Raw genomic sequence first — 22,998 nt, forward strand, 5'->3', positions numbered from 1 at the left:
TGTGCCTAGAATTTTTATAAAAGGCATTAAAGGCGGTGTTGGCACCACGACCGTTGCCGCAAACTTAGCTAGTATGTTAAAAAAATCAAACTTAGATGTACTGGTCGCTGAACTTGATTGTAAAAATGATTTAGGGCTGCACTTTGGCCTCCCCTGGGGCGAAAACTCAGGCTGGAGTTACGCTAAAAACTTTAACGATGTGAGTGAATGTGCATTTGTAGATAATGAAGGCATTGTATTTTTACCCTATGGAGAAAACTCAGCACCTGAACTAAGTGTTTCTTCACTTATAAATGACTTATCTGCGTATGCAGTGAAAAAAAAAGCATGGCTACTTTTCGATTGTCCAGCAAACATTAATCTAGCAGACCTTCCTCTCAATAAAAGTGATATTATTTTAGATTTAGTTAACTGTGATGCAATATGTCATAGTTTTATGTATAAAAAATTAAAGCTGCTTAGCCAGGTAAAAAGTGTTTGGCAACATTACTTTGTCGTTAATAAGTATAATTCATCTTCGGTCATTGAATTTGACTTGTATAGCTTATGGCAATCAACAATGCCACTTATTACACCTTTTTTTATTAATCATGATGAAGTCATAAAAGAATCGACTGCGTATAAAAACGTCGCTATTAATTGCGCCCCTTATAGCATTACTAAAGACGACTTTGAAACACTCGCGGGCTGGCTTGTAAGTAAAGTATCAAAATGAAATATTTCCAATCGCAGCACTTAAGCCAAAGTAAGCACTTCATTTATTTGATTCTATGTATCGTGTTTACAGATAAAATAGCGCGTTTGATACGATTTAAATTTAGTTGTTACTTTAAACAATACCAGATGAGTGCACTGGAAGCTTTTTTATTACCTTTTTTCACGCTTTCATTTAGTTTACTGTTTAAATTTAATAATCAAAAAAAACAAAATAAACACTTTTTAAAAAATAACTTCCCACATTTAAAAACGCCGTATAAACGCTATTTATATTCCAATGCCTTACGTTGCCTCTTACAAAGCTTATTTTTGCTATTGTTTAAAAACACACATAAAAGTAGTTACTTAAAAAAGCGGTTAGCACATTACTTTCATTTTTGGGTTCGCTATTTATTTAAACAATTTAAATGGATAGATTTAAAAATCGGAAAATTCTTTAAACGCCTGTTTTCTAAAAATAAAACGTCCAGAAAAAACAGTGCTTTTTATCACGTTGCACAAGCACGTATATGGCAAAACAAAATGGTTAAATATGCTATTTTTGCACTGACTTTACTACTGCTCGCTATTTTTATAACCATTCCTTTTAGTTTAGAAGCACAAGCTGTATTTATTAGCTTTATACTTATTGTGGCGTATTCACTTAGGCGAATAAAAGGCCAAATGGCGACGATTGTTATGATCACTTTATCAGTGACAACATCAACGCGTTATTTGTGGTGGCGATACACCGAAACCCTCAACTGGGACGACCCTTTAGCACTTGGTTTAGGCATAGGTTTATTACTTGCTGAAACATACGCTTGGCTAGTATTAATACTTGGCTTTTTTCAAACTATTAATCCACTAGAGCGAAAACCGGTTGCCTTACCAGAAAACACCGATTTATGGCCAACCGTTGATATATATATTCCGACCTACAACGAACCATTAAGTGTGGTAAAGCCGACAACCCTTGCTGCAATGAGTATTGATTGGCCACAAGATAAATTAAATGTCTATATTCTTGATGATGGAAAGCGACCTGAGTTTGGTGAATTTGCACAACAAGTGGGAGTTGGCTATTTAACTCGCCCCGATAACAATCATGCCAAAGCAGGTAATATGAACAGTGCAATGCGCTACACTGATGGTGAATATATTGCTATTTTTGATTGCGACCATATCCCTGCTCGTTCATTCTTACAAATGACTATGGGGCAATTTTTAAAAGATAGTAAAGTATGTTTAGTTCAAACCCCTCATCATTTCTTTTCAGCAGACCCTTTTGAAAGAAACTTAAATAACCACAGTCAAATTCCAAACGAAAATATGCTCTTTTATGGCTTGATTCAAGATGGTAATGATATGTGGGATGCTACTTTCTTTTGTGGCTCTTGTGCTGTACTCAAAAGAGAAGCATTAGAAAGTATCGGCGGTTTTGCATTTGAAACCGTTACCGAAGATGCGCACACCGCACTTAGAATGCAACGAGCAGGTTATAAAACGGCCTATATAAATATCCCACAAGCCGCAGGGCTTGCCACAGATAGTTTATCAGCACATGTTGGTCAGCGTATTCGTTGGGCACGAGGCATGGCACAAATTTTTAGATTAGATAATCCACTGTTAGGTAAAGGGTTAGGGGCGGCACAAAGATTGTGTTACCTAAATGCAATGTTGCATTTTCTTTCGGGTGTTCCCCGCATTGTTTTTCTAACCGCTCCGCTGGCATTAATCTTTTTTAATGCCTATATAATTTATGCACCTTTTATCGCTATATTTATTTACGTTGTACCTACATTAATACAAATAAAAGCAACTAACTCACGTATCCAAGGCAAATATCGCTATTCATTTTGGGGCGAAGTCTATGAGTCTGTTCTGGCTTGGTATATTTTAAAGCCTACCACAGTGGCTTTATTCAATCCTAATAAAGGGAAGTTTAATGTCACTGAAAAAGGGGGGTTAAATGATAAAGAGCATTACGATTGGAGTATATCTAAACCTTATTTAGTCCTGTTAGGGATTAACTTAGCAGGAATGGTTTTTGGTATATTTAGATTATTTTTATCAGACCCAACGCAAATTTCCGTGTTGCTTATTAGTATGTGTTGGGCAGCTTATAATTTAATTATTTTAGGAGCTGCTGTAGCGGTGGCCGCTGAGGCAAAACAAGTCAGAACGTCGCACCGAATAAAAGCAGACTTCTCTGGAGCCATGAGACTAAGTAATGGCCATACTATTAAAGTACAAATAACAGATTATTCAGATAATGGCGTAGGTATAAAAACCCAACACCAACATTTGTGCAAAGTTAACGACAAAGTTGACTTACTTATGTATCGAGGCAACAAACAGTTTTCATTTAGTGCGCATATATGTAATACGCGTGATCTACAAATGGGATTAACATTAAAAGATTTATCTTTAGATGAGCAAAAAGCATTCATACAATGTACTTTTTCAAGAGCTGATGCATGGCTAGATTGGCAAAATAACTTTTTGCATGATCGCCCTTCATATAGCTTCAAAGAAGTACAAAAGACCAGTTTAAGGGGATTTAAAAATTTATTATTTCATGCCCCAAAACCATTACAACCAATCATTAAGTTAATAACGAGTGTATTGACATATATACATTCATTTATTCCTACAAAACCAAAAGCGCAAAATAATTATGATCAAAACGTGGCTTAAAACAATTTATCCTATCGTACTTATATGTATGTCTTTCGCTTCTCACAGTGCGAATTACTTAACTGATAAGCCTGTATTTGTAAACGGTTATCCTGAAAGTGCTCAGGTGTCTAGTTTACAATTAGAGTTTAGTGATCTGGGTTTTAATGGTTACAGAATTGACGGGGTCAATAAAAATGCCTATGTTGATTTTACCAACCGTTTCGATAAATTGAGTAAAGATTTAACACTGCATTTTTCATATAGTAATTCACCTTCTTTAATCGATAATGTCTCGCACTTAAAAGTCTATTTTAACGATAACTTAGTCACCGTTTTACCAATTAACAAACAGCTAAGTATTACGAAAAATGCCGTCACACACGACATTAACTTAAATGCAAAATTTATTAAGGATTTCAACCAAATACGTTTTGAATTAGTGGGTTATTATGATTTAACATGTCAGGATTATTTTAGTAAAACCATTTGGACTGAAATTAATAAATCAAGCCATATAACTCTTAATCAACAGTCGTTAGCTATCGATAGCCACCTTGAATACTTACCACAACCTTTTTTCGATAAAAATGATTATTCGCAGCTAAACCTTCCATTTGTTTTTGCAACTCAACCCAGTAAAACAACACTAGAGGCAGCGACAACTCTTTCTAGCTGGTTTGGATCTCAAGCTGACTGGCGCGGTGCGAAATTCCCAGTAAGTATCGACACATCACCTAAGCAACATAGCGTTATTTTTGCCACTAACAATGCTAAACCTAGTTTTTTAGCCGATTACCCAGATGTTGATAAGCCAACCATTGAAATAATTTCAAGCCCTTTAAATCGCTATAATAAATTACTATTAATATTAGGACGTGATGATGCCGATTTAAAAACGGCCGTCACCGGATTAGTATTTGGACATCAATTAATGACCGGCCGTACAGCTAGTATTGATTCAATAAAACCCATCGCATTACGCAAAGCATACGATGCCCCGCGCTGGATAAGAAGTGATCGAGCTGTTAGTTTCGAAGAGCTAATTGACTATCCAACGCAATTACAATCAACAGGATTAAATGCTCCACCAGTAAAACTGAGCATGCGCTTTGCACCAGACTTATTTACGTGGCGAGAAAAAGGCATTCCGTTAAATCTGCTTTATCGCAATACACCAAATAATGAAAGTATTACGTCACGTTTAAACATCCTCATTAATAAAGAATATATTAATGGTTACTTACTGAGTTCTGATGGTACAACACAAAGTATTGAAGACACATTTATTCCTTTAATTACAGGTAAAGACGCGACACAAACTAACAATGCATTTACTTTAGATGGTATAGATTTAGCTAAAAGTAATGACTTTGAATTTGACTTTAAGTTTGGCTTTTCACAAGAAAAAGGACAATGTTCTGTCCCAGCAGGTGGAGAGTTTGGTGCAATTGAAGGTAGCTCAACTATTGATATCAGTGGCTTTGACCATTATATTGCCCTACCCGATTTAAACGTTTTTGCTCATAGCGGTTTTCCTTTTACAAAATATGCAGACTTACAACAATCGTTATTTTTAATTGAAAAAAAGGCCTCAACTCACGCCATTTCAACGTTATTAAATACAGCAGGTCACTTTGGTGCAATAACAGGCCACCCTGTAAATAAGTTAACGATAAATTACTTATCTGAAGATATAACAGACACTGATAAAGACATTTTAATCATTACAACTTCAACGCAGTTAGCTGATACAACAACACAAAACGTATTATTAAAAAATACTGCACGTGTAATCGATAACGCTTTGTATAATGGTCAATTTGATAATTCAAATACAGAAAAAGTACAAGTTAATTTAACCAGTAGTGGTGATATGGCTATTATAAGTGGTTATCAATCTCCATTTGATTCTGATCGCTCAATCGTGTCACTTACAGCCTCAACCTCTGATGCCTTTTATCTACTAAATGACACTTTATTATCTTCTGAAAAGCTAAATCAAATTAAAGGAAGTGCAGCAATCATCAATAGCCAACGTATTACTACGCTAAAAGCCGATGATCAATACTTTGTCGGTTATATACCAGTGCACACGTTAATTTGGTTCCATTTATCTGATCACCCAATCTTATTGGCGTTACTGTCTATTTTAACCTTATTACTCATTTCGTTTATCTTATGGCAAATATTAAAAGTACTGACACAAAAACGATTAGCTGAGGGAGACGAATAATGAATTATTTTAAACGCACTTTTTTACTGCTTAGTTTATTCATTTCATTTAACAGTACTGCTGCCCTAGAGCAGTGCGGGGCATGGCCTGAATGGGAGCATTTTAAATCTCATTTTGTAACAGAGAATGGTCGCGTTATTGATCTCGGTAGTAAGCAAAACATTACCACCTCAGAAGGTCAATCATACGCCTTATTCTTTGCCTTGATCAGTAATGATAAATACACCTTTGACAAATTATTAGATTGGACACAAGACAATCTAGCCGAAGGTGATTTAAGTACCCGTTTACCAGCTTGGAAATGGGGTGAAAATAACCGTAAAGTAGGCCGTATTTTAGATTCGACGCCAGCTTCAGATTCTGATTTGTGGATAGCATATAGCTTATCTCAAGCAGCAAAATTATGGGGCGATCGTAGATATGAAGTCCTCGCTGCGGTTATGGCAAAAAGAATTATCCGTGAAGAAACTCTGTTTATCCCAGGGTTAGGGGTTACCTTATTACCGGGGCCTGTAGGGTTTGAGTTAGATAATGGCCGATACAGGTTAAACCCGAGCTACTCACCATTATTTATTTACCGACAGTTTAATGAGTTATACCCGCACTCAGTCTGGCAAGAAGTAGAAAAAAGCTCAGCCAGAGTAATTATTGAAACCAGTCAAAATGGTGTGTCACCTGATTGGGTTTATTTCGACGAAAATAAAGGCTTTAGCTTTGATAAAAGTACAACAGACATCGGTAATTATAACGCTATAAGAAATTATTTATGGGCAGGTATGATGGCAGATGACGCTGCATATAAAGTAGAGCTAATAAAACAATTTCAGCCTTTTATAGCTAAAATAGAAAATAAAGGATACGTACCACTCAACACCTATTCACTGAGCGGGAAAGTCGATGGTGTAGGTCCTGCTGGTTTTAATGCGGCCCTCCTGCCTTTATTAAAAAACGACACAAACAGCAGCACGGCTACCAACATTAGACAATCACTAGCTAAAACAGCACAATTTAAGCAAAAAAACTACTACGACAGCGTATTATATTTATTTGGTACCAGCGCAGACGAACAACGTTTTACTATTGACAAGAAAGGTACATTACAACCTAAATGGAGTAATGAATGTCAGTAAGGCCATACCTTATTTTATGTGCTTTATTTAGCTCGTTTTGTCTTTATGCTGTGCAAAGTAAAGATATTGATAGCGATCCAGTGCATTGGCTAGTGAGCCAAATAGCGTTAGGTGAAGCCAAGCAAAATGAGGCATTAATAAGTGATAGCTTACAAAAGTTAATTGCAATTGCACCTCGGCGTATAGAAACCTTGTGTGCACAGGCTCATTATGAATTAACTCATAACAATATAGGTACAGCAAAAAATATTTATACTGATTTACAAAAGCATTTAGCCACAACTCATTCTTGTGTAAAAAAAGTAGAACAACTAATACGAATCTCTACCACGGCTAAAGCAACGGTAGAGCGAGCCAAAAACTATGCGGCACAAGGCGATTTTGAAAAAGCCAGTGCGTTATATACACAAATATTTAATGGCACTTACCCTACTCTTACCTATCAATTACAGCATTTAGATTGGCAAGCTCAAGATTTATCACAATGGCAAGCTGTAAATCGAAGCTATATGCAACTGCGCTTAAAATTTAAAAAAGTAGGTCAAATAGACATTGCTTACGCAAGGCACCTATTACGAAAAAACCCCAATAATATCAAGGCACTTAATATACTCAATAACTATCGTCATGCAGATAATTTCACACAAGAAGTAGAAGATATTTGGTTAAATGCATTGCAAAACATGCCTATTAACGAGCATACTTACTCTCGCTATCAATCCTATTTATCTGCTTACCCTTTTAGTAATAAAGGGGAAAATGCATTTACTCAATTCAAATCATTATTAGATAAACAACAGCACTTATTAGCCGATCCTGCCTATCAAGCCTGGCTTAAAGGTAATCAGTTACTTGAAGAAAATAACTTAAGCAAAGCAGAGCCTTTATTACTAAAAGCCTACCAAACCCGCAATACCGATAGCAAAGTATTACGAAGCTTAGGTTTGCTTTATTTAAAACGTAATAATAATCAGCAAGCACTCACTTACTTTAATCAAGCATTGCAATATACCGTACAAAACAGTGAGACATCTGAGCTAAAAACACTCGCAAACACCGCTAAATTTTGGCTTTATATTCAACAAGCAAAAGCGGCAACTAAAAAAAGTGATTTTACAAAAGCACAACTCAAAATTAACTTAGCGCGTACGATTAACCTTGCACCAAACACCGTTTTATTTGAGCAAGGACAGTTATTTGTAGCTCAGGGAAAATACGCCCAAGCCGAAACTATTTTTTATCGTTTATTAAACGTTGAGCCTGAAAATAAAAATGCATTAACGGCCTTACTCGCTATTACGCAGCGAGATGAAGATGAGCGCCATATGGTTAATTTTTATAATAACTTAGCTTTTAAACAACAAGTTATTGTTAAATCACAATACCAACAAGCATTAAGTAGTAAATTAAGAAAGAGCGCACAATTATCAATTGAAGATGCAGATGTTGATCAAGCAATAAAAACACTTCAGTACAGTATTAAGTCGGCTCCATCACAAGCGTGGCCTTATTATGATCTGGCATTAATTTATCAACAACAAGGCCTGACTGACAAAGCGCTTGCCTTATATAAAACGGCTTTAACTAAGTATCAAAACCACCCTACTTTGCATTACACCTATGCGCTATTTCTAAATAGTATTGAGAGGTACACGCAAGCATTAACAAGTTTAAATACTTTGCCAAAAAATCTTCATGATGATGATATTAAAGCACTTATTCAGCAGTTAAAAACCACTGAGCTATTTGCCAAAGCAGACAATTTGACGAGCACGGATGATAAAAATCAAATTATTTATCAGCTGAGTTATTTACAAGCACAACCATTAAGCCCGTTATTAAAAGCAAAACTCTCTCAAAGCTGGTATAAAATTAACGAAAACTTAAAAGCGATATCTTTATTAAAGCGTGCATTAGAAGAACAACCAACACTTGCTAGCTTTTGGCATAATTTATATGGCCAATGGTTATTACAACATGCTGATAGCACGGCAACAATGCAATGGTTTGAACATTACACACTCGCTAACTCAGCATCAGAAAAAGAAGTTAATCAATATATTACACTCGCTAATGCTTACTATGCTCGTTTTTATAAAGGGAGTGAGCTCATAGCAAAGCTCAATCAATTAGATCAAACCTATAAACAAAACCCTTTAACAGCGGCTGCACTAATTAAAACCCATTTAGCGTTAGGTAATGACGAAACTGCGACTATTATTTATCAAACTAAAATACAAAAAAATCTGGCTTTTAATTCAGATACTCAACTGTCTATTGTAAAAGCGTATAAAAAGCTAAATAAACCAACATTGGCACAACCAATACTCAAAGATGTCGTAGCCCAAAGTGCCTCGCAGCCAAGTTATTTTCAACAGCAAATAATGTCTTCTTTGTTTGATCTGACCGATGAATCTCATGCGCTTGCCTATGCTCAACAGCTAGTAAATAATGCCCCTGACGATCAAGCGCTCGCTTATTTGGCAGCAAAGCTGGCTGATTCATATCATAACCAAGCACTTGCAAATATGTGGTACCAACAAACACTCTCACCCAAGGTCCCATTAAACGAAACCCAATTACATACCGAGTTATCGGTTATTGATGATACAGCTCCTTGGTATATAACGAATGCTAAACAAGCACTAATAGAACAAAGTAAGAAAAATCAAGCCTACATTGCGGTTGGAGTTAACTTTTCAAATCAATCTAATAGTGAAAATGAATTAACCACCGATACAACAATGGTTCCAATTGAAGGCTATTTCCCCTTATGGCAAGGACATGGGTTTGTAAAATTAGATCCGATCACATTGAAAGCACAAACTAACTATTTTGACCAACTCACCTCTGGTAGCCAATATGGTCAAGGAGCTTTGTGTATTTTCACCTGCAATGAAAGTGAAATAACGCCTGAACAAAATGGGATAGATGTTGGTATAGGATGGGAAAATGAACATTGGCGTTTTGACATAGGAACCACTCCTTTAGGCTTTTTAGTTGAAGATATTGTTTGGGGGCTTAGATACACCGATAGCTTTAACGATTTTAACTGGCAAATAGAGCTAGAAAAACGCCCTGTCACCGATTCGGTACTGTCATATGCCGGCTTAACCGATGTCAACACAAACTCGGTTTGGGGAGGAGTACGCACAACTGGTATCACTCTCAATGGTGGATATAATATCAATGAGCAATGGGGTCTTTGGTCTGCTATAGATTATCAATTTTATGCAGGGCTAAATGTATTAGATAACCAGCGCTATCGTTTAATGGGGGGAGCATTTTATAAAGCAATTAAAAATCAACAACGCGAGCTTACTCTCGGAGTTAACTTATTTCATTGGGCCTATCAATATAACTTAAGTGAACAAACTTATGGCCATGGAGGTTACTATAGCCCGCAAAGTTACATAGGTATTTCATTGCCTTTCACTTACGATGCAAGGGTGGGCGAGGATTTTGTTTATCGCTTTAAAACGGATTTAGGCGTGGCAAAAAGTGATACAAATGCAAGTAACTATTTTCCAAACGATCCTCTTTTACAAGCCAGTGCGATTTTAAGAGAATCTGAAACAGGTATTAGCCCTGTTTTCGAGGCAAGCTCGCGAACGGGCTTATCTTATAAACTCGAAGGTAGTTTTGAATATAGAATCACGCCTCATTGGTTTTTTGGGGGCGCTTTCGCACTAGAACGTGCCGATTATTACGAACCAAACTCAGGCCAGCTGTATATACGTTATTTCTTTGATCCCGTTTATGGCCAGCTCTCATTTCCAGCAGAGCCGATAATCCCTTATTCAGATTATTAACACCGACATAATGGCATCTTTTTTTTCAATGTTGCCATTATGTACCTCACTAAAATAAACGTTTTTACCAAGTGCTGTATGTGTTTAATCCCCCTCACTAATCTCAACAAACAGTAGATACAACTTGCAGTACTTCCCCTTCTTGCCCTTGAGCGGTATACTCGGTGCCAACTGTAACTAAAATAATGGCTGGCGATTGCCTATTAACAGGGTTTATCTAATCAACCATTATCTTAATTACATAAAAACTTACACGACCAAGCATTCAACTATATAACGATACGAATGTATAAAATAAAATTATAAGGTCGTAACAACAACAATTATTGAGTTAGGAATAAACTATGAGTTCAGCTCCAAACAGTGGTTTTTTTGGCCACCCTAAGGGACTATCTACTTTATTTTTCACTGAAATGTGGGAAAGAATGAGTTATTACGGAATGCGAGCATTGCTCGTGTTGTTTATGACTGCCAGTCTACAAGAACAAGGATTAGCGTTTACCGTTGCTTCTGCTTCTGCTATTTACGGCTTATACACAGGTGCTGTTTACTTTTTAGGCTTGCCCGGTGGTTGGTTAGCTGACCGTTTGTTTGGCGGCCAACGAGCAGTTTGGTACGGTGGTATTGTTATTATGTGTGGTCACATAATTTTAGCTATACCTCACGATAACTCATTCTTTATTGGCTTAATTTTTGTTGCTATCGGTACGGGTTTATTAAAGCCTAATATCAGCGCAATGGTAGGCCAACTCTATGCCAGTGACGATGAGCGCCGAGATGGTGGTTACGCAATTTATTACATGGGTATTAACCTTGGTTCTATTGTGGGTTACTACGTATGTGGTTACTTTATGGAAAATGTAGGCTGGCATTGGGCATTTGGTGCTGCAGCTGTCGGTATGGGTATTGGTTTAATCCAATATCACTTTACCTTAAAAAACCTACCACCACATAGTTCACTCCCTGCAAATCCTCTTTCAGCAAAAGGTAAATCAAATACTTGGATTGCCATTGGTGCATTTTTAGCAGTTGTTGTCGGGGTTGTTGTCGGTGCCTCTACAGGTGCAATAACAATTAACCCTATTGTCATTGCAGGTTACGTGGCAGTTGCTTTTTCCGTTATCTTTTTTGTTTATTTTGGCCTTATTTACTTCAATGGTAATTTAAACGAAGCTGAAAAAAGACGTATGTGGGCATTGTTCTTAGTCTGTATCGCATCAGCTTGTTTTTGGTCTGGTTTTGAGCAGGCCGGTTCATCACTTAATTTATTTACCCGTGATTACACCGATCGTTTTATTGGTACATTTGAAATACCCACTGCATGGTTTCAATCACTAAATGCCATTTTCATTATTGTTTTATCGCCGTTTTTTGCCGCACTGTGGATTAACTTATCTAAAAGCATGCTTTCACCGTCGTACAGTATTAAATGTGCTGTTGGCTTAATTATTATGGCATCTGGCTTTTTAGTTATGTTTATGGCTGCACAATATGCTGCTGAAGGTCTTAAAGTGGCTCCTTATTGGTTAGTTACAACTTACTTTTTACATACTGTGGGTGAGCTTTGTTTAAGCCCAGTTGCATTAAGTGCAGTGAGTAAGCTTTCACCTAAACGTTTTTCTGGTCAAATGATGGGCGTATTCGTTTTAACCTACTCAATAGGCAATATCATTGCAGGCCTATTAGCTGGTAACTTCGATCCTGAGAACGTACACGAAATCCCTAATTTATACTTACAAATTGCGCTATTTAGTATAGGCATTGGTATTGTATTAGTACTGATTAGCTTTAAAGCTAAAGTATGGGAAAAACAAGGCTTAAACGACGAAGAAACAGCTTAAGTCGTATTAATAGTAATATCTAAAGGCAAGCGCACTCAGCGCTTGCCTTTTTTTATTGCAATAAAAAAATTCCGTAAGCCAAAAGAACGACATGCCAAAGTCATGTTTAAACACCTATTAAATACCCCTAGTAGTGAGGCATGCAAGATATAATGTAATCACCAAAACGTGTATTTTATGCAATGAAATTAATGAGCTATAAAAGCAAATAACAAGGTTAAATATATATGTAAAAATTATTACTGGCTTTTTCAGCCCAAGTTGGTATCTTAATCTGGTTAATAGTCAGTTGTATATTTAGTATGTCATTATTTATAAAGTCTTTTTATCATCGATGTTTTCCAACTCGCCAATTGCTTATACGCCAAAATGGGGAAGTTAAGCACCTTGTTTTAGCGCCTTGGTTACAACTTTTCACTATATTGGCTTTGTGTATTACTTTAATTTGGGTAACCGTTTCTAGCTTTAGAATATATAACCAAACAAATAAAATCACACACATTGAGCAATCACAACAAACCAAACAAACGCTTTGGCAACATCAAATCGAACAACAAAAGGCTCTGCAAACACAACAACGTGAACAGCTTGCTATATTAGAACAAAAACAAATACTGCTACAAAGTATGATCGAATCTTTACCAGCTTCTATTAGCAACGAAACGATTGATTCTATTAATGAACTCACTATTCCCATTGACGAAAAGAGTGATTTTCATGAACCCTTAGTTGAAGCGTCAAACAAACAAGCAGCACTCACCTATTCAGATGCATTTTCGACAAAATATGAACAATTAACTAAAGCTTATCAAAACAACTTTTTATACCTAGAAAAGCAAATTGAAAGCCGCCACAAAACCATTTTGAATATGCTTGAAGGGGCGGGTTTAGAGCTTGCATTAGCACAGCATTTAGCGCAAACAAAACCACTTGTGGCACAAGGCGGACCTTATAATAATTTTGATGAGAGTAAATTGCCTAAATCATTTTTAACCGTGGCTGATAAATTACTTGCGCTGAATAACCTCGAATCTTTTTTAACTGAATTACCTAATGCATTGCCTTTAGAAAAAGCTAAGTACTATATTTCAAGCCAATATGGGTTACGAAAAGATCCAATGAACAACCGTAAGGCCTTTCATAAAGGCGTTGATTTAGCAGGTTGGCATAAGACCGAAATTTTTGCCCCTGCGAATGGCACAGTTTTAAGAGCGGGTCGTAACGGGGGTTATGGCAATTTTATTGAAATTCAACATAAAAATGGATTAGTTACTCGCTTTGGCCATCTAAATAAAATAAAAGTTAAAAAGGGTCAAATCGTTGCTAAAAATGATGTTATCGGCTTAATGGGAAGTACAGGACGTAGCACCAGCACGCATTTACATTACGAAGTATTACTTGATGGCAATCATATAAATCCACTAAAAATAACAAAGGCGCTTTCTCGTGTTCGGTAAAAAAAAGCAGAATAAAAATACAACTAATACCTCTTTACGACGTACTAACAGTACACCCTCTATTATTTCTCAAGATGTTCGATTAACAGGGACTTTAACCAGTCAAGGCGAAGTTCAACTTGACGGTCGAATTGACGGCGATTTAAAGGTACAACATCTAGTTATAGGCACTACAGGGATAGTTGAAGGTGTTGTTGAAGCTAAAAGCGTTATTGTTAAAGGAAAAATAATCGGTTCACTTAATGCAAGCGAAGTGACGATTAAAAATAGCGCGCACGTTCATGGCGACGTATTTCATGACACGCTCAGTATCGAAGCCGGTGCCGAAATAGAAGGGAATTTAAAACAACGTTTTGAAAAAGAAAACATTGATTTAAACCCACCAAAAAAAGACGCTCAAGATAGCGAAGTAAAGCCACTCATAAATGATGACGACACCGGTTTATCATTTGTAAATAAACCGGCTCCAAGCAAAAAGTAATTATTTTTTTTCGGTAATATACATAGTGATATCTGCAGTGAATACTAATTCATTGCGGGTATTATATAATTTCACCGGAACAATTAAATCTTCTTTATCAATCCATTGCCTCGGCACGTCAATCTCTGCAATGGCAGTCACATCGGTATCAACTTTTGCTAAATAATGTACGGTCATCGCTTTAGGGATCCAACGATGGGTTTTTACAGGCACCGTTGCATCAACCATTACACCGGCACACAACTCAGCTAAGTTACATTGTGCAATAGCATGAATAGTCCCAATATGATTATGTACACTGCGTCGGTTTTTAACCATCGCACTGCAATGCCCTGCTTTTAAATCGAGTACATAGGGTTTCATCGAACCAAAATAAGGGGCTTTAAAACAAACCGCTTTACTAAAAAGCCAGTGTCCAAAAGGTAGTGATTTAAATTTTTCCCATGTTTTTAATAAAGATGATTTACCACTCATAAAATATTCCTTGTCAGTTTATAACCTGACGTTAACACATCAGACCAGTTTAAAAAAGCAAACATACGACGTCTTTTTTAAATTAATTTTAATCAAGCCAGTGACACGGGTCATAAGCCCTTCCTTTTTAACAGACAGATCCCTAAAATAGCATTTAAAAGGAGGACCAATGCAAACACCCAGTGCAAAACCCAATGTAACTTTGTTACTTATCTTAATATTACTCGTTATTTTCTGCCCGATGGCAATTGATATTTACTTACCAGCCTTTCCAACCATTGCTGAGCAATTACATGTTAGTGAGCAACAAGTACAACAAACCGTTGCTATTTTTATGCTTACAGTAGGATTAGGGCAACTTATAGCGGGTCCTTTAGCTGACAAATTTGGCCGTAAACCTGTCGCTATTGTTGGCATATGTTTATATGGCTTATCTGCTTTAGCGGCTTATTTTTCAACGTCGTTTGAAATATTAATGCTCGCTCGCGCTATCCAAGGTTTAGGAGCGTGTGCAACATTTGTGAGTGCTTTTGCTATTGTTCGCGATAAATATGGTCCAGAAAAAAGTGGGCAAATGATCACCTACCTCAATGGTATTGTGTGTTTTATACCCGCATTAGCGCCTATTTTGGGAGCATGGCTTACATTGCAATTTGGCTGGCGTATGAACTTTATGTTTTTAACTGTTTTTGCTGTTATAGGCTTAGCTGTAACAATCTTGTTTTTTCGCGAAACACGCCCTGCCGATAGTCATTATCAAGGTCATATTTTAGATTTCAGACGCTTTACGCCTATTATAAAAACCCCTATTTTTCTTTTTAATAGCTTAATTTGCATGATTGCCATGTCGGCTATCTTGGTATTTGTAACCTTAGCACCGGGCTGGATAATTACCGAGCTAGGGGGCAGTGTCACCGATTTTACTTTTTGGTTTACCCTAAATGCTATTTTAAGTATTGTTGCCAGTTTTTTAGCTCCCATTTATATTAAACGCAATAGTCAGCGTGCGCTTCGTGTCGGGCTCAGTTTATTACTTTTCTCAGGGGGGTTAATGTTGTTATTAAGCCGCGTTCACACCGCCCTTGCATTTATGATCCCTATATTAATATCAGCACTTGGGTTTTCGTTATGTTTAGGCTCTGCTGCTGGAATGGCACTATCGCGCTTTGCTAAACAAGCCGGTACAGCTTCGGCTTTAATTGGTTTAATGCAAATGAGTGGCGCCAGTGTGTTAGTGCTTATCAGCCATTATTTAGCACTAAGCGCACCTTGGCTAATTGCCTTTCATTTATTACTCCTTACCCCTTTATGGTTAATTTTAATGAGTAAAAAAGCACACTCATTACATCCAACTAAAGGTTAGCTATAATGATAAATCCTGATTATTTAGCCTCATTTTTATTGGCCAGTTTTTTAATGGCTGTTGCACCAGGGCCATCCAATGCATTTTTAATGGCGCAAACCTTTGCCAAAGGGCGTCATGCAGGTATGCAAAGTGCTTTTGGCTTTGCTTTAGGCGGTGTTATCCACACTTTTTTTGCTGTGGTAGGTTTAAGCGCTATTTTAAAAGCGTCTACCACCGCTTACGCCGCAGTCCAATACCTTGGTGCAGGTTATTTAGCCTATTTAGGTTTTATGATGATAAAAGAAAGTGTTATAAAAACAGCTAAGCCAGTAAAAAATGAGCAAGTAATGGGGACTGAAAAACAAAAAAATGTCATGTTCCAAGCTATGATGACTGAAGTACTCAATCCAAAAGTAGCCTTGTTTTTTATTGCATTTATACCTCAGTTTGTCGATCCAACACTATCATCGGCAACATTTCAATTGGCTTTTTTTGGCTTACTTTATCCTATTTTTGCTTTTCCGATAGACTGCACGTATATTTATTTTGGCGATAAAATTGCACTGTTTTTTCGCCGTAACCCAAATTCACAAATTTGGATTGATCGGATCACTGGCCTAGTATTTATTGCTTTGGCGATTAATCTTTTACTTTAATAAATAATAAGAAGTAATATGGAACAAAAACAACAGTCTCTTCCCGCACAAAAAAATATAGCCTTAGTAGCACACGACGGTAAAAAAGCCGCATTAAAGCAGTGGTGTGAAAAACATAAAACAATATTAAGCCAGCACACATTATATGGCACAGGCACGACAGGGCATTTAATCGAAAAAACAACAGGATTAAATGTGGTACAACTATTGAGTGGTCCTATGGGGGGCGATCAACAGCTTGGGGCAAAAATTGCTGAGCACGAAGTGCATATGCTTATTTTCTTTTGGGATCCACTAGCCTCTCAACCCCATGATCCAGATGTAAAAGCATTGCTTCGCTTAGCGGCTGTTTGGAATATTCCTGTTGCCTGTAATGAAGTAAGTGCCGACATGCTCCTAAGCTCACCTTTAATGGATGTTGAACTTGATCGCACCTTGCCCGATTACGAAAAATATCTCGCAACCCGACAAGTCGATTTATAACACATTATATTATTTAAACACCATGCTGGCCCATTTAGTTAGGCCAGCGGTTACACTGCCAAAATGGTCACCATTAAGCATTGTTATATTTCCTAAATGTTCATTTAACGCGGCTTTTATTAATGGCGATTGTGCACTTCCTCCCGTTAAATAAATTACATCAGGCGTTGTCGCTGCATCCTGTATTGCTTGCTTAGCAAGCGTTACAATTTGCTCAATGCTACTTTGTACTGCCAATGCTAAATCACTTACCGATAAGTTTTCAGTTAACCCGTGATTCAAAAACCCTAAATCACAATCAAATGTGTCAGCAGAAGATAACGCGATTTTCGCCGCCTCTCCTTGTTGTACCAATTGGTGCCCTTGTTTGTTTTGCTGTAAATGAATTAATCGTTTATAAAGCTCAGGTGCGCTTACATCACGAAGTTGCGCATTTAATTCACGAGAATGACTCTGGCTATAAAATTGGCTTTGTAAATTAACATCATTAATTTTGCATGCTTGCCAAAAGGGTTGATTCGGTAAAGGTAACCCCGATTTAAAGGTACTGCCTAAACCAAGTAAGGGCATGAGCCCATGAAAACTTAACGCAATGTCTAAATCATTTCCACCCACTCGTTTACCACTGTGCGCTAAAAAATCATGCGCACGTTCGCTATTGCCTCTAAAGCTTGGCCCCATTTGTACAAACGAACAATCACTGGTTCCTCCCCCTATATCAATAACGAGTACTTTTTGATCTTGCGTTAACTTACTCTCGTAATCGATTCCCGCAGCAAGTGGTTCATATAAAAACTCAACATCTTTAAAGCCTGCACGCTTTGCTGCTCGCTCTAAAATACCAACGGCTTGTTGGTTTGAGTCTTCAGCCCCTACGGCTTGAAAGTTAACAGGGCGGCCAATCACGGTTTGTGTCAGTGTATTATTTAAAGAGTCTTCAGCGCGTTGCTTAATTTTTAAGATCATCGCCGTGGCAATATCTTCAAAAAAGTTTATTTGCCCTTGTTTTAGGCCTATTGCGCCAAAAAATGATTTTGGCGATTTAACAAAATACCCTTCTTCAGGAAACTGTACATATTCATTTATCGCTTCGCGTCCAATAAATAACGTTTCATCAGAGGGTTGTAAATCTAAATCGGACTTTATACGCGGTAGTGTATTTAGTAATGCTTGGCGCTGGGTTAAAAAGTCGTTTTCGTGAGCCGATCCCTGTAGGTTTTTAGCTACAAAATCAACTACTAAAGCACTATGGTGGGTATAAAGCGTAGACGGTAGGTAATATTTACCTTGCTCAAGTGGTACTAATTGAACACTTTCTTCATTCATAACGCCCATAGCACAATTAGAACTACCATAATCAAAACCGACAAACATACTTCACCATACATTATCAAAAGGCCGCGCAATTTAGCACATTTTATAAAAATTATAAATGCTCTCTCACCCTTAAAAAACGAGCAAAGCGCGGCACCCCATTTTTTGTTAGGCCATGATATCGGAAGGTTATTGTACTTCCAATTTTAGGTGGGTTTATCCGTAGCATATCGCTAAAGCCGGTGCCTATTTTAAATATTTTACCTTCGGGTGTTTGTACTTTTAATGCGCCTAACATGTCTTGATACTTTCCTTTGCCTGGTAAATGCGCAATAACAGTGGCTTCAGCATCTAAATAAGGCTTTAGTTTTAACAATGTATTACTGCGGCCACTTTTGTATTTCGCGTTTGCTAAATGAAGCATAACGCCTTCTGCCCCCTGTTGCGTTATGTCATTAAAATAGGCCATTAATAACTGAGTATCGTTAAAGTGATGTTGCTCAACCGCCTTAATATGAGGCGCGTTGATGTTTGTAACTAAATCACGATAGTTTTTATAACGTGTACTAAAAGGAAGTGTACTATCTGGCATATCAAAAATTAAATAACTGATCTGCTGCCAGGCAATATCATTGGGAATTTGCGTTCTTACAATACCGCTTACTTGGGAAAATTTACCGCGCTCTATCCAAAGCTCTCCATCGAGCCAAATATTAGGTAGGGGATCACTAAACCAAATGGGGGGATGAATGGTGTTCCCTTTTCGCGTGATAAACTTTTCTCCGGTCCATATCGCTCTAACACCATCGAATTTTTCACTTACTAAATAATGGTTTATATTTTTATGTTTTTGCTCATTAAATACTTTTGCCAATAATACCGATGGCTGTGCATGTACTAACAAATTAAAACAAAATAATAAAGTGGCTAATAAAAATTTAATCACTCTGCTTGCATCCATGCAATAAGATATATGTAATAAACTATAGTTGAGATTCAAGCCATAGCAAAAATGCGTTTAAATCTTTCATCTGGTAGGTTGCGTTTGTAAAATCATGGGTATAAGTATGGCTATTTGCTATTGCAACCACAGCTAAATTAGCATTGTGTGCGGCTGTAACACCCGTGCAAGTATCTTCAATAGCAATACCATCGTGCGGGGGGATATTAAGTTGCTTAAGTGCCAATATATAAGGGTCGCCGGCAGGTTTTGGCGCATTAACATCATCTTTAGTTACTAAGGTGTCAAATAAATCATAAAACCCTAAGCCTGTTAATATTGGTTCAGCTTCACATCGCGCACTGCCAGTAACGAGGGCCATTTTTAATCCCATATTTTTAACCGCAAGTAATGTTTGCTTGGCATATGGCATTAACACAGGCAAATGACTCTGCACATAATCTGAAAATAACGAATGTTTTCTCTGTGCTAATTGCTCTGGCGTTTCAGGCAAATTATATTGCGTTATTATTTCCTTGGCAGCCTCAACGGTGGGGCGTCCTGAAAAACGTTGGCAAAAGTCATCTTCTTGATAGAACACATTCAATGGTGCGAGTATTTGGCTCCAACATTGAAAATGCATACTTTCAGAGTCAACCAAAGTACCATCCATATCAAATAAAACCGCTTTTATCATTATTAGCACCTTATTTTTGAGCATAAAAAAGGTGCCTAAGCACCTTATTATAATTCACTAAGCAGTTAAGCCTGCAGGCGGCTCACCAGTGGCTTCTTCACCGGTTTCAATATCAACTAACTCGTAACCACGCGCTTTACGAACCACCTTTAATACTGGCTTGTCGAACGCTGTTTTTAAACGTGCCGAGTCATCTTTTAATGCATCCAATGTTGTGCCAAAAGGAGCTGCACCCGTTTCAGACCAATTAGTTACTTTACCATTTAGGTTATATTCTACTTCGTGTATTTGATATTGCGCTGCTTCATCTTTCGTTGCTTCACAAAAAATTACACGGTAATTCCAAAATCCAGCCATTTTAATTTCTCTTCTGTATAATTAACGCTACTTTACCAGTTTTATAAAAACATAAAAGCCTGCACAAGGCAGGCTTTTCAAAAAATATGTTATTTAGTCTAATTAAAAGAAATCAACTTTAAATTCTACACCAACATAACGTTCTTCATTTACCATTGCGGTATTATTATTGAAGTCAATTGCACCAATAGCCACTTGTTCATTAAACAAGTTACGCGCAAAGGCTGCAACTTCATATTCGTTATCATTGCTTTGCCAAGTATAACCGGTACGAAGACCAACTTCAGTTAAAGGCTTACCTTCAAATTCAACAGCTTCGTATAAGAAGAAGTTCACCTCACTGCGATAAGATACATCGGTATATGCATAAAAAGTACCTTCAGCAAGGTCTTTCGTATAACGAAGTGTTAGATTCGAAATCCACTCAGGCGCATTAGGTAAACTATTACCATCAATCACGGCGTTACCATCTATAACAGTATCGGTAATATGCAACGTATCTCGAACTGGCACAGGGATAGTAATATCATCATCTTTTAGTTCGGTATTGTTATAGCTTAAGTTAAATGTTGCATTTAACTCATCAGTAAGTACCCATTGTGTATCTAACTCAAAACCATAACCAGTTGTTTTATCAGCATTAAGTAAGCTTGTTGTATTTGCATTACCCCCTACAGCCGTTAACTGTTGATCGTTCATCGAATAGTAAAATACCGTTGCATTTACACGGCCACGGCCATCTAATACATCCGATTTTATACCCGCTTCGTATGAAGTAACTGTTTCTGAATCAGCGGTGGTCACTTCATCAGAGAACGTAATACGACCTTGAATACTCGGTGCACGGAATGTATTTGCTACACGTGCGTATAAATTCACGTCGTCGTTTAATTTATACGCTGCCGATATATCCCAACTGACATGATCATCACTTACATCGGTACTGCGTGTAATGTCTGTTTGGCATTGCATTAGGTTTTCAGTACACTCATCAGCCACTATTTTACGCACTGCATCAAACTCTTTCTCATCGTCAGAGTAACGCAAGCCCGCAGTTAGTTTTAAAGCATCTGATACCGCGTAATCTACTGAACCAAATAAAGCCCATGCTTTAGTGTCTTGATGTTGATTAACATAACCATTTAATGCGCCACCCGTTAACGTATCATAGCTATAGTTTTCAATGGTTACAGATTCATCAAAATAAAATAAACCGGTTTGGTAATTAAACGCACCATCAAAGTTGCTTGATAAACGAAGCTCTTGAGTGTACTGATTATGATCAGGCATCACACTTTCACTTTCTGATGGGTAAGGGATATCGCCAGGACCTTCGTAATTATCTAAAAATACAGCGCCATAACCGCCATCAACATCACCACGAGAGCTTACTTCTGCACTTTCCCAACCAGAGATTGAAGTTAATGTTAAGTCATTAAAGTCATATTCAACTTTTAAGCTTAGTCCTTGTGCATCTACCGATTGCTTTTCACGCTCAGCAGCATCGTGATAAACCACGTTATAATCAAAATCATCAACTAAATCGTTAGTACCGCTTTTTATTGCATTTGCACGAAATGGGATAGGTGTGCCATCCATATTACGCACGTGATAATTTAGTAGTGCAGAAAAGTCATCTTTTTCGTATAAAAATTGAATACGCGCAGCACGGTCGGTGTAGCCACCTAACGCATCGTTTTGTTCATAATTTGGTGCGCGGTTATCAATAAAGTTATCTTTGTCTTGCCATAAAACAGACACACGAGCAGAAAGGTTATCGGTTAAACCACCACCTACAGCACCTCTAAAATCAATTGCACTATCGGTACCGTAAGAAACTGAGCTAAACCCTTCAAACTCTTGGCTTGGTTTAACAGAGTCAAATTTAACTAGGCCAGCCGGTGTGTTACGACCAAACAGCGTACCTTGTGGACCACGTAAAACCTCTACGCGCTCAACATCAAAAACTGGAAAGCCTTTTAAAATAGCATTTTCTTGTACTATATCGTCAACCACAAGAGACACAGGCTGAGAGGCATTTAAATCAAAATCGGTATTACCTAAACCACGTACATAAAAACGAGGGAAAGTACGACCATACGACGACTCAATAGCTAAGCTAGGTATTTTCGCATTCATAAAGCGAATATCCATCCCCGCCGAACTATAAGCATCTAGACTGTCACCTTGTAGAGCAGATACTGCGACAGGAACTTCTTGCGCATTTTCTACACGTTTACGGGCAGTGACTTGAATAACTTCTAACTGATTATTTTTTTGTGCAGATTCGTCTTCTGCAGCATGTGTAGCAAATGAAGTTCCTGCTACGGTAGAAAATAAAGTGGTATTAACGATAATAGCTAGTGCAGATTTCTTGATTGATTTCATGTAAAGATTAAA

General features: G+C 37.4%; 17 protein-coding genes. 11 read left to right on the plus strand and 6 right to left on the minus strand.

Annotated features, from left to right (window positions below; translation table 11 throughout):
• Nucleotide 1 precedes the first annotated feature (1 nt).
• The 8 genes from bcsQ to J8L70_RS07610 all read left to right on the plus strand — a co-directional run bounded on the left by bcsQ (nucleotide 2) and on the right by J8L70_RS07610 (nucleotide 14,332).
• Nucleotides 2-715: a cellulose biosynthesis protein BcsQ gene (gene bcsQ, locus J8L70_RS07575; protein ID WP_211054937.1), complete on the plus strand. Its 714-nt coding sequence runs from the start codon at nucleotides 2-4 to the stop codon at nucleotides 713-715.
• Entirely contained in the window at nucleotides 712-3,396 is a 2,685-nt protein-coding gene (gene bcsA / locus J8L70_RS07580; RefSeq protein ID WP_211054938.1) for a UDP-forming cellulose synthase catalytic subunit, read from the plus strand. The genes bcsQ and bcsA overlap by 4 nt, the downstream gene beginning before the upstream one ends.
• Nucleotides 3,377-5,611: a cellulose biosynthesis cyclic di-GMP-binding regulatory protein BcsB gene (gene bcsB, locus J8L70_RS07585; protein ID WP_211054939.1), complete on the plus strand. Its 2,235-nt coding sequence runs from the start codon at nucleotides 3,377-3,379 to the stop codon at nucleotides 5,609-5,611. Before bcsA ends, bcsB begins: the two co-directional genes overlap by 20 nt.
• Nucleotides 5,611-6,741, plus strand: a complete 1,131-nt coding sequence (bcsZ, locus tag J8L70_RS07590; protein WP_211054940.1) for a cellulose synthase complex periplasmic endoglucanase BcsZ — start codon at nucleotides 5,611-5,613, stop codon at nucleotides 6,739-6,741. Before bcsB ends, bcsZ begins: the two co-directional genes overlap by 1 nt.
• Complete coding sequence (locus J8L70_RS07595; RefSeq protein ID WP_211054941.1) at nucleotides 6,732-10,553, plus strand: cellulose synthase subunit BcsC-related outer membrane protein; 3,822 nt, start codon at nucleotides 6,732-6,734, stop codon at nucleotides 10,551-10,553. The genes bcsZ and J8L70_RS07595 overlap by 10 nt, the downstream gene beginning before the upstream one ends.
• Before the next feature lie 344 nt (nucleotides 10,554-10,897).
• Entirely contained in the window at nucleotides 10,898-12,394 is a 1,497-nt protein-coding gene (locus J8L70_RS07600; RefSeq protein ID WP_211054942.1) for a peptide MFS transporter, read from the plus strand.
• A 302-nt stretch (nucleotides 12,395-12,696) separates the two neighbouring features.
• Entirely contained in the window at nucleotides 12,697-13,851 is a 1,155-nt protein-coding gene (locus J8L70_RS07605; RefSeq protein WP_211054943.1) for a M23 family metallopeptidase, read from the plus strand.
• Nucleotides 13,841-14,332 (plus strand): polymer-forming cytoskeletal protein, encoded by a 492-nt coding sequence (locus J8L70_RS07610; RefSeq protein WP_211054944.1) that lies wholly within the window; start codon nucleotides 13,841-13,843, stop codon nucleotides 14,330-14,332. The genes J8L70_RS07605 and J8L70_RS07610 overlap by 11 nt, the downstream gene beginning before the upstream one ends.
• On the opposite strand, the gene J8L70_RS07615 is transcribed toward J8L70_RS07610, so the two are convergent.
• The gene (locus J8L70_RS07615) at nucleotides 14,333-14,806 is read right to left on the minus strand and encodes a hotdog fold domain-containing protein (RefSeq protein WP_211054945.1); all 474 of its coding nucleotides are present in this window, start codon (nucleotides 14,804-14,806) and stop codon (nucleotides 14,333-14,335) included. It abuts the gene before it with no gap.
• 169 nt (nucleotides 14,807-14,975) lie between these two features.
• Between J8L70_RS07615 and J8L70_RS07620 the strand changes: the two genes are divergently transcribed.
• The 3 genes from J8L70_RS07620 to J8L70_RS07630 are packed head-to-tail and all read left to right on the plus strand — an operon-like array spanning nucleotide 14,976 to nucleotide 17,290.
• Entirely contained in the window at nucleotides 14,976-16,169 is a 1,194-nt protein-coding gene (locus J8L70_RS07620; protein WP_211054946.1) for a multidrug effflux MFS transporter, read from the plus strand.
• Nucleotides 16,170-16,174: 5 nt separating this feature from the next.
• Entirely contained in the window at nucleotides 16,175-16,807 is a 633-nt protein-coding gene (locus tag J8L70_RS07625; RefSeq protein ID WP_211054947.1) for a LysE family translocator, read from the plus strand.
• A gap of 18 nt (nucleotides 16,808-16,825) precedes the next feature.
• The gene (locus tag J8L70_RS07630; RefSeq protein WP_211054948.1) at nucleotides 16,826-17,290 is read left to right on the plus strand and encodes a methylglyoxal synthase; all 465 of its coding nucleotides are present in this window, start codon (nucleotides 16,826-16,828) and stop codon (nucleotides 17,288-17,290) included.
• Between the two features lie 9 nt (nucleotides 17,291-17,299).
• Here the strand turns inward: J8L70_RS07630 and yegD are convergent, their stop codons facing one another.
• The 5 genes from yegD to J8L70_RS07655 all read right to left on the minus strand — a co-directional run bounded on the left by yegD (nucleotide 17,300) and on the right by J8L70_RS07655 (nucleotide 22,986).
• On the minus strand, nucleotides 17,300-18,664 hold the full coding sequence (gene yegD / locus J8L70_RS07635; protein WP_211054949.1) for a molecular chaperone: 1,365 nt from the start codon (nucleotides 18,662-18,664) through the stop codon (nucleotides 17,300-17,302).
• Nucleotides 18,665-18,716: 52 nt separating this feature from the next.
• Nucleotides 18,717-19,565, minus strand: coding sequence for a DNA ligase (locus tag J8L70_RS07640; RefSeq protein ID WP_211054950.1), 849 nt, complete (start codon nucleotides 19,563-19,565; stop codon nucleotides 18,717-18,719).
• A gap of 22 nt (nucleotides 19,566-19,587) precedes the next feature.
• Nucleotides 19,588-20,244 carry an HAD family phosphatase gene (locus J8L70_RS07645; RefSeq protein ID WP_211055001.1) on the minus strand — a complete coding sequence of 219 codons (657 nt, stop codon included), beginning with the start codon at nucleotides 20,242-20,244 and terminating at the stop codon, nucleotides 19,588-19,590.
• A 54-nt stretch (nucleotides 20,245-20,298) separates the two neighbouring features.
• A complete protein-coding gene (locus J8L70_RS07650) occupies nucleotides 20,299-20,598 on the minus strand; it encodes a hypothetical protein (protein WP_211054951.1) in 300 nt (99 codons plus the stop codon).
• Nucleotides 20,599-20,700: 102 nt separating this feature from the next.
• Nucleotides 20,701-22,986: a TonB-dependent receptor gene (locus tag J8L70_RS07655; RefSeq protein WP_211054952.1), complete on the minus strand. Its 2,286-nt coding sequence runs from the start codon at nucleotides 22,984-22,986 to the stop codon at nucleotides 20,701-20,703.
• Between the last annotated feature and the right edge of the window lie 12 nt (nucleotides 22,987-22,998).

Origin of the sequence: Pseudoalteromonas sp. MMG010 (assembly GCF_018100905.1) — a bacterium.
GTDB lineage: Bacteria > Pseudomonadota > Gammaproteobacteria > Enterobacterales > Alteromonadaceae > Pseudoalteromonas.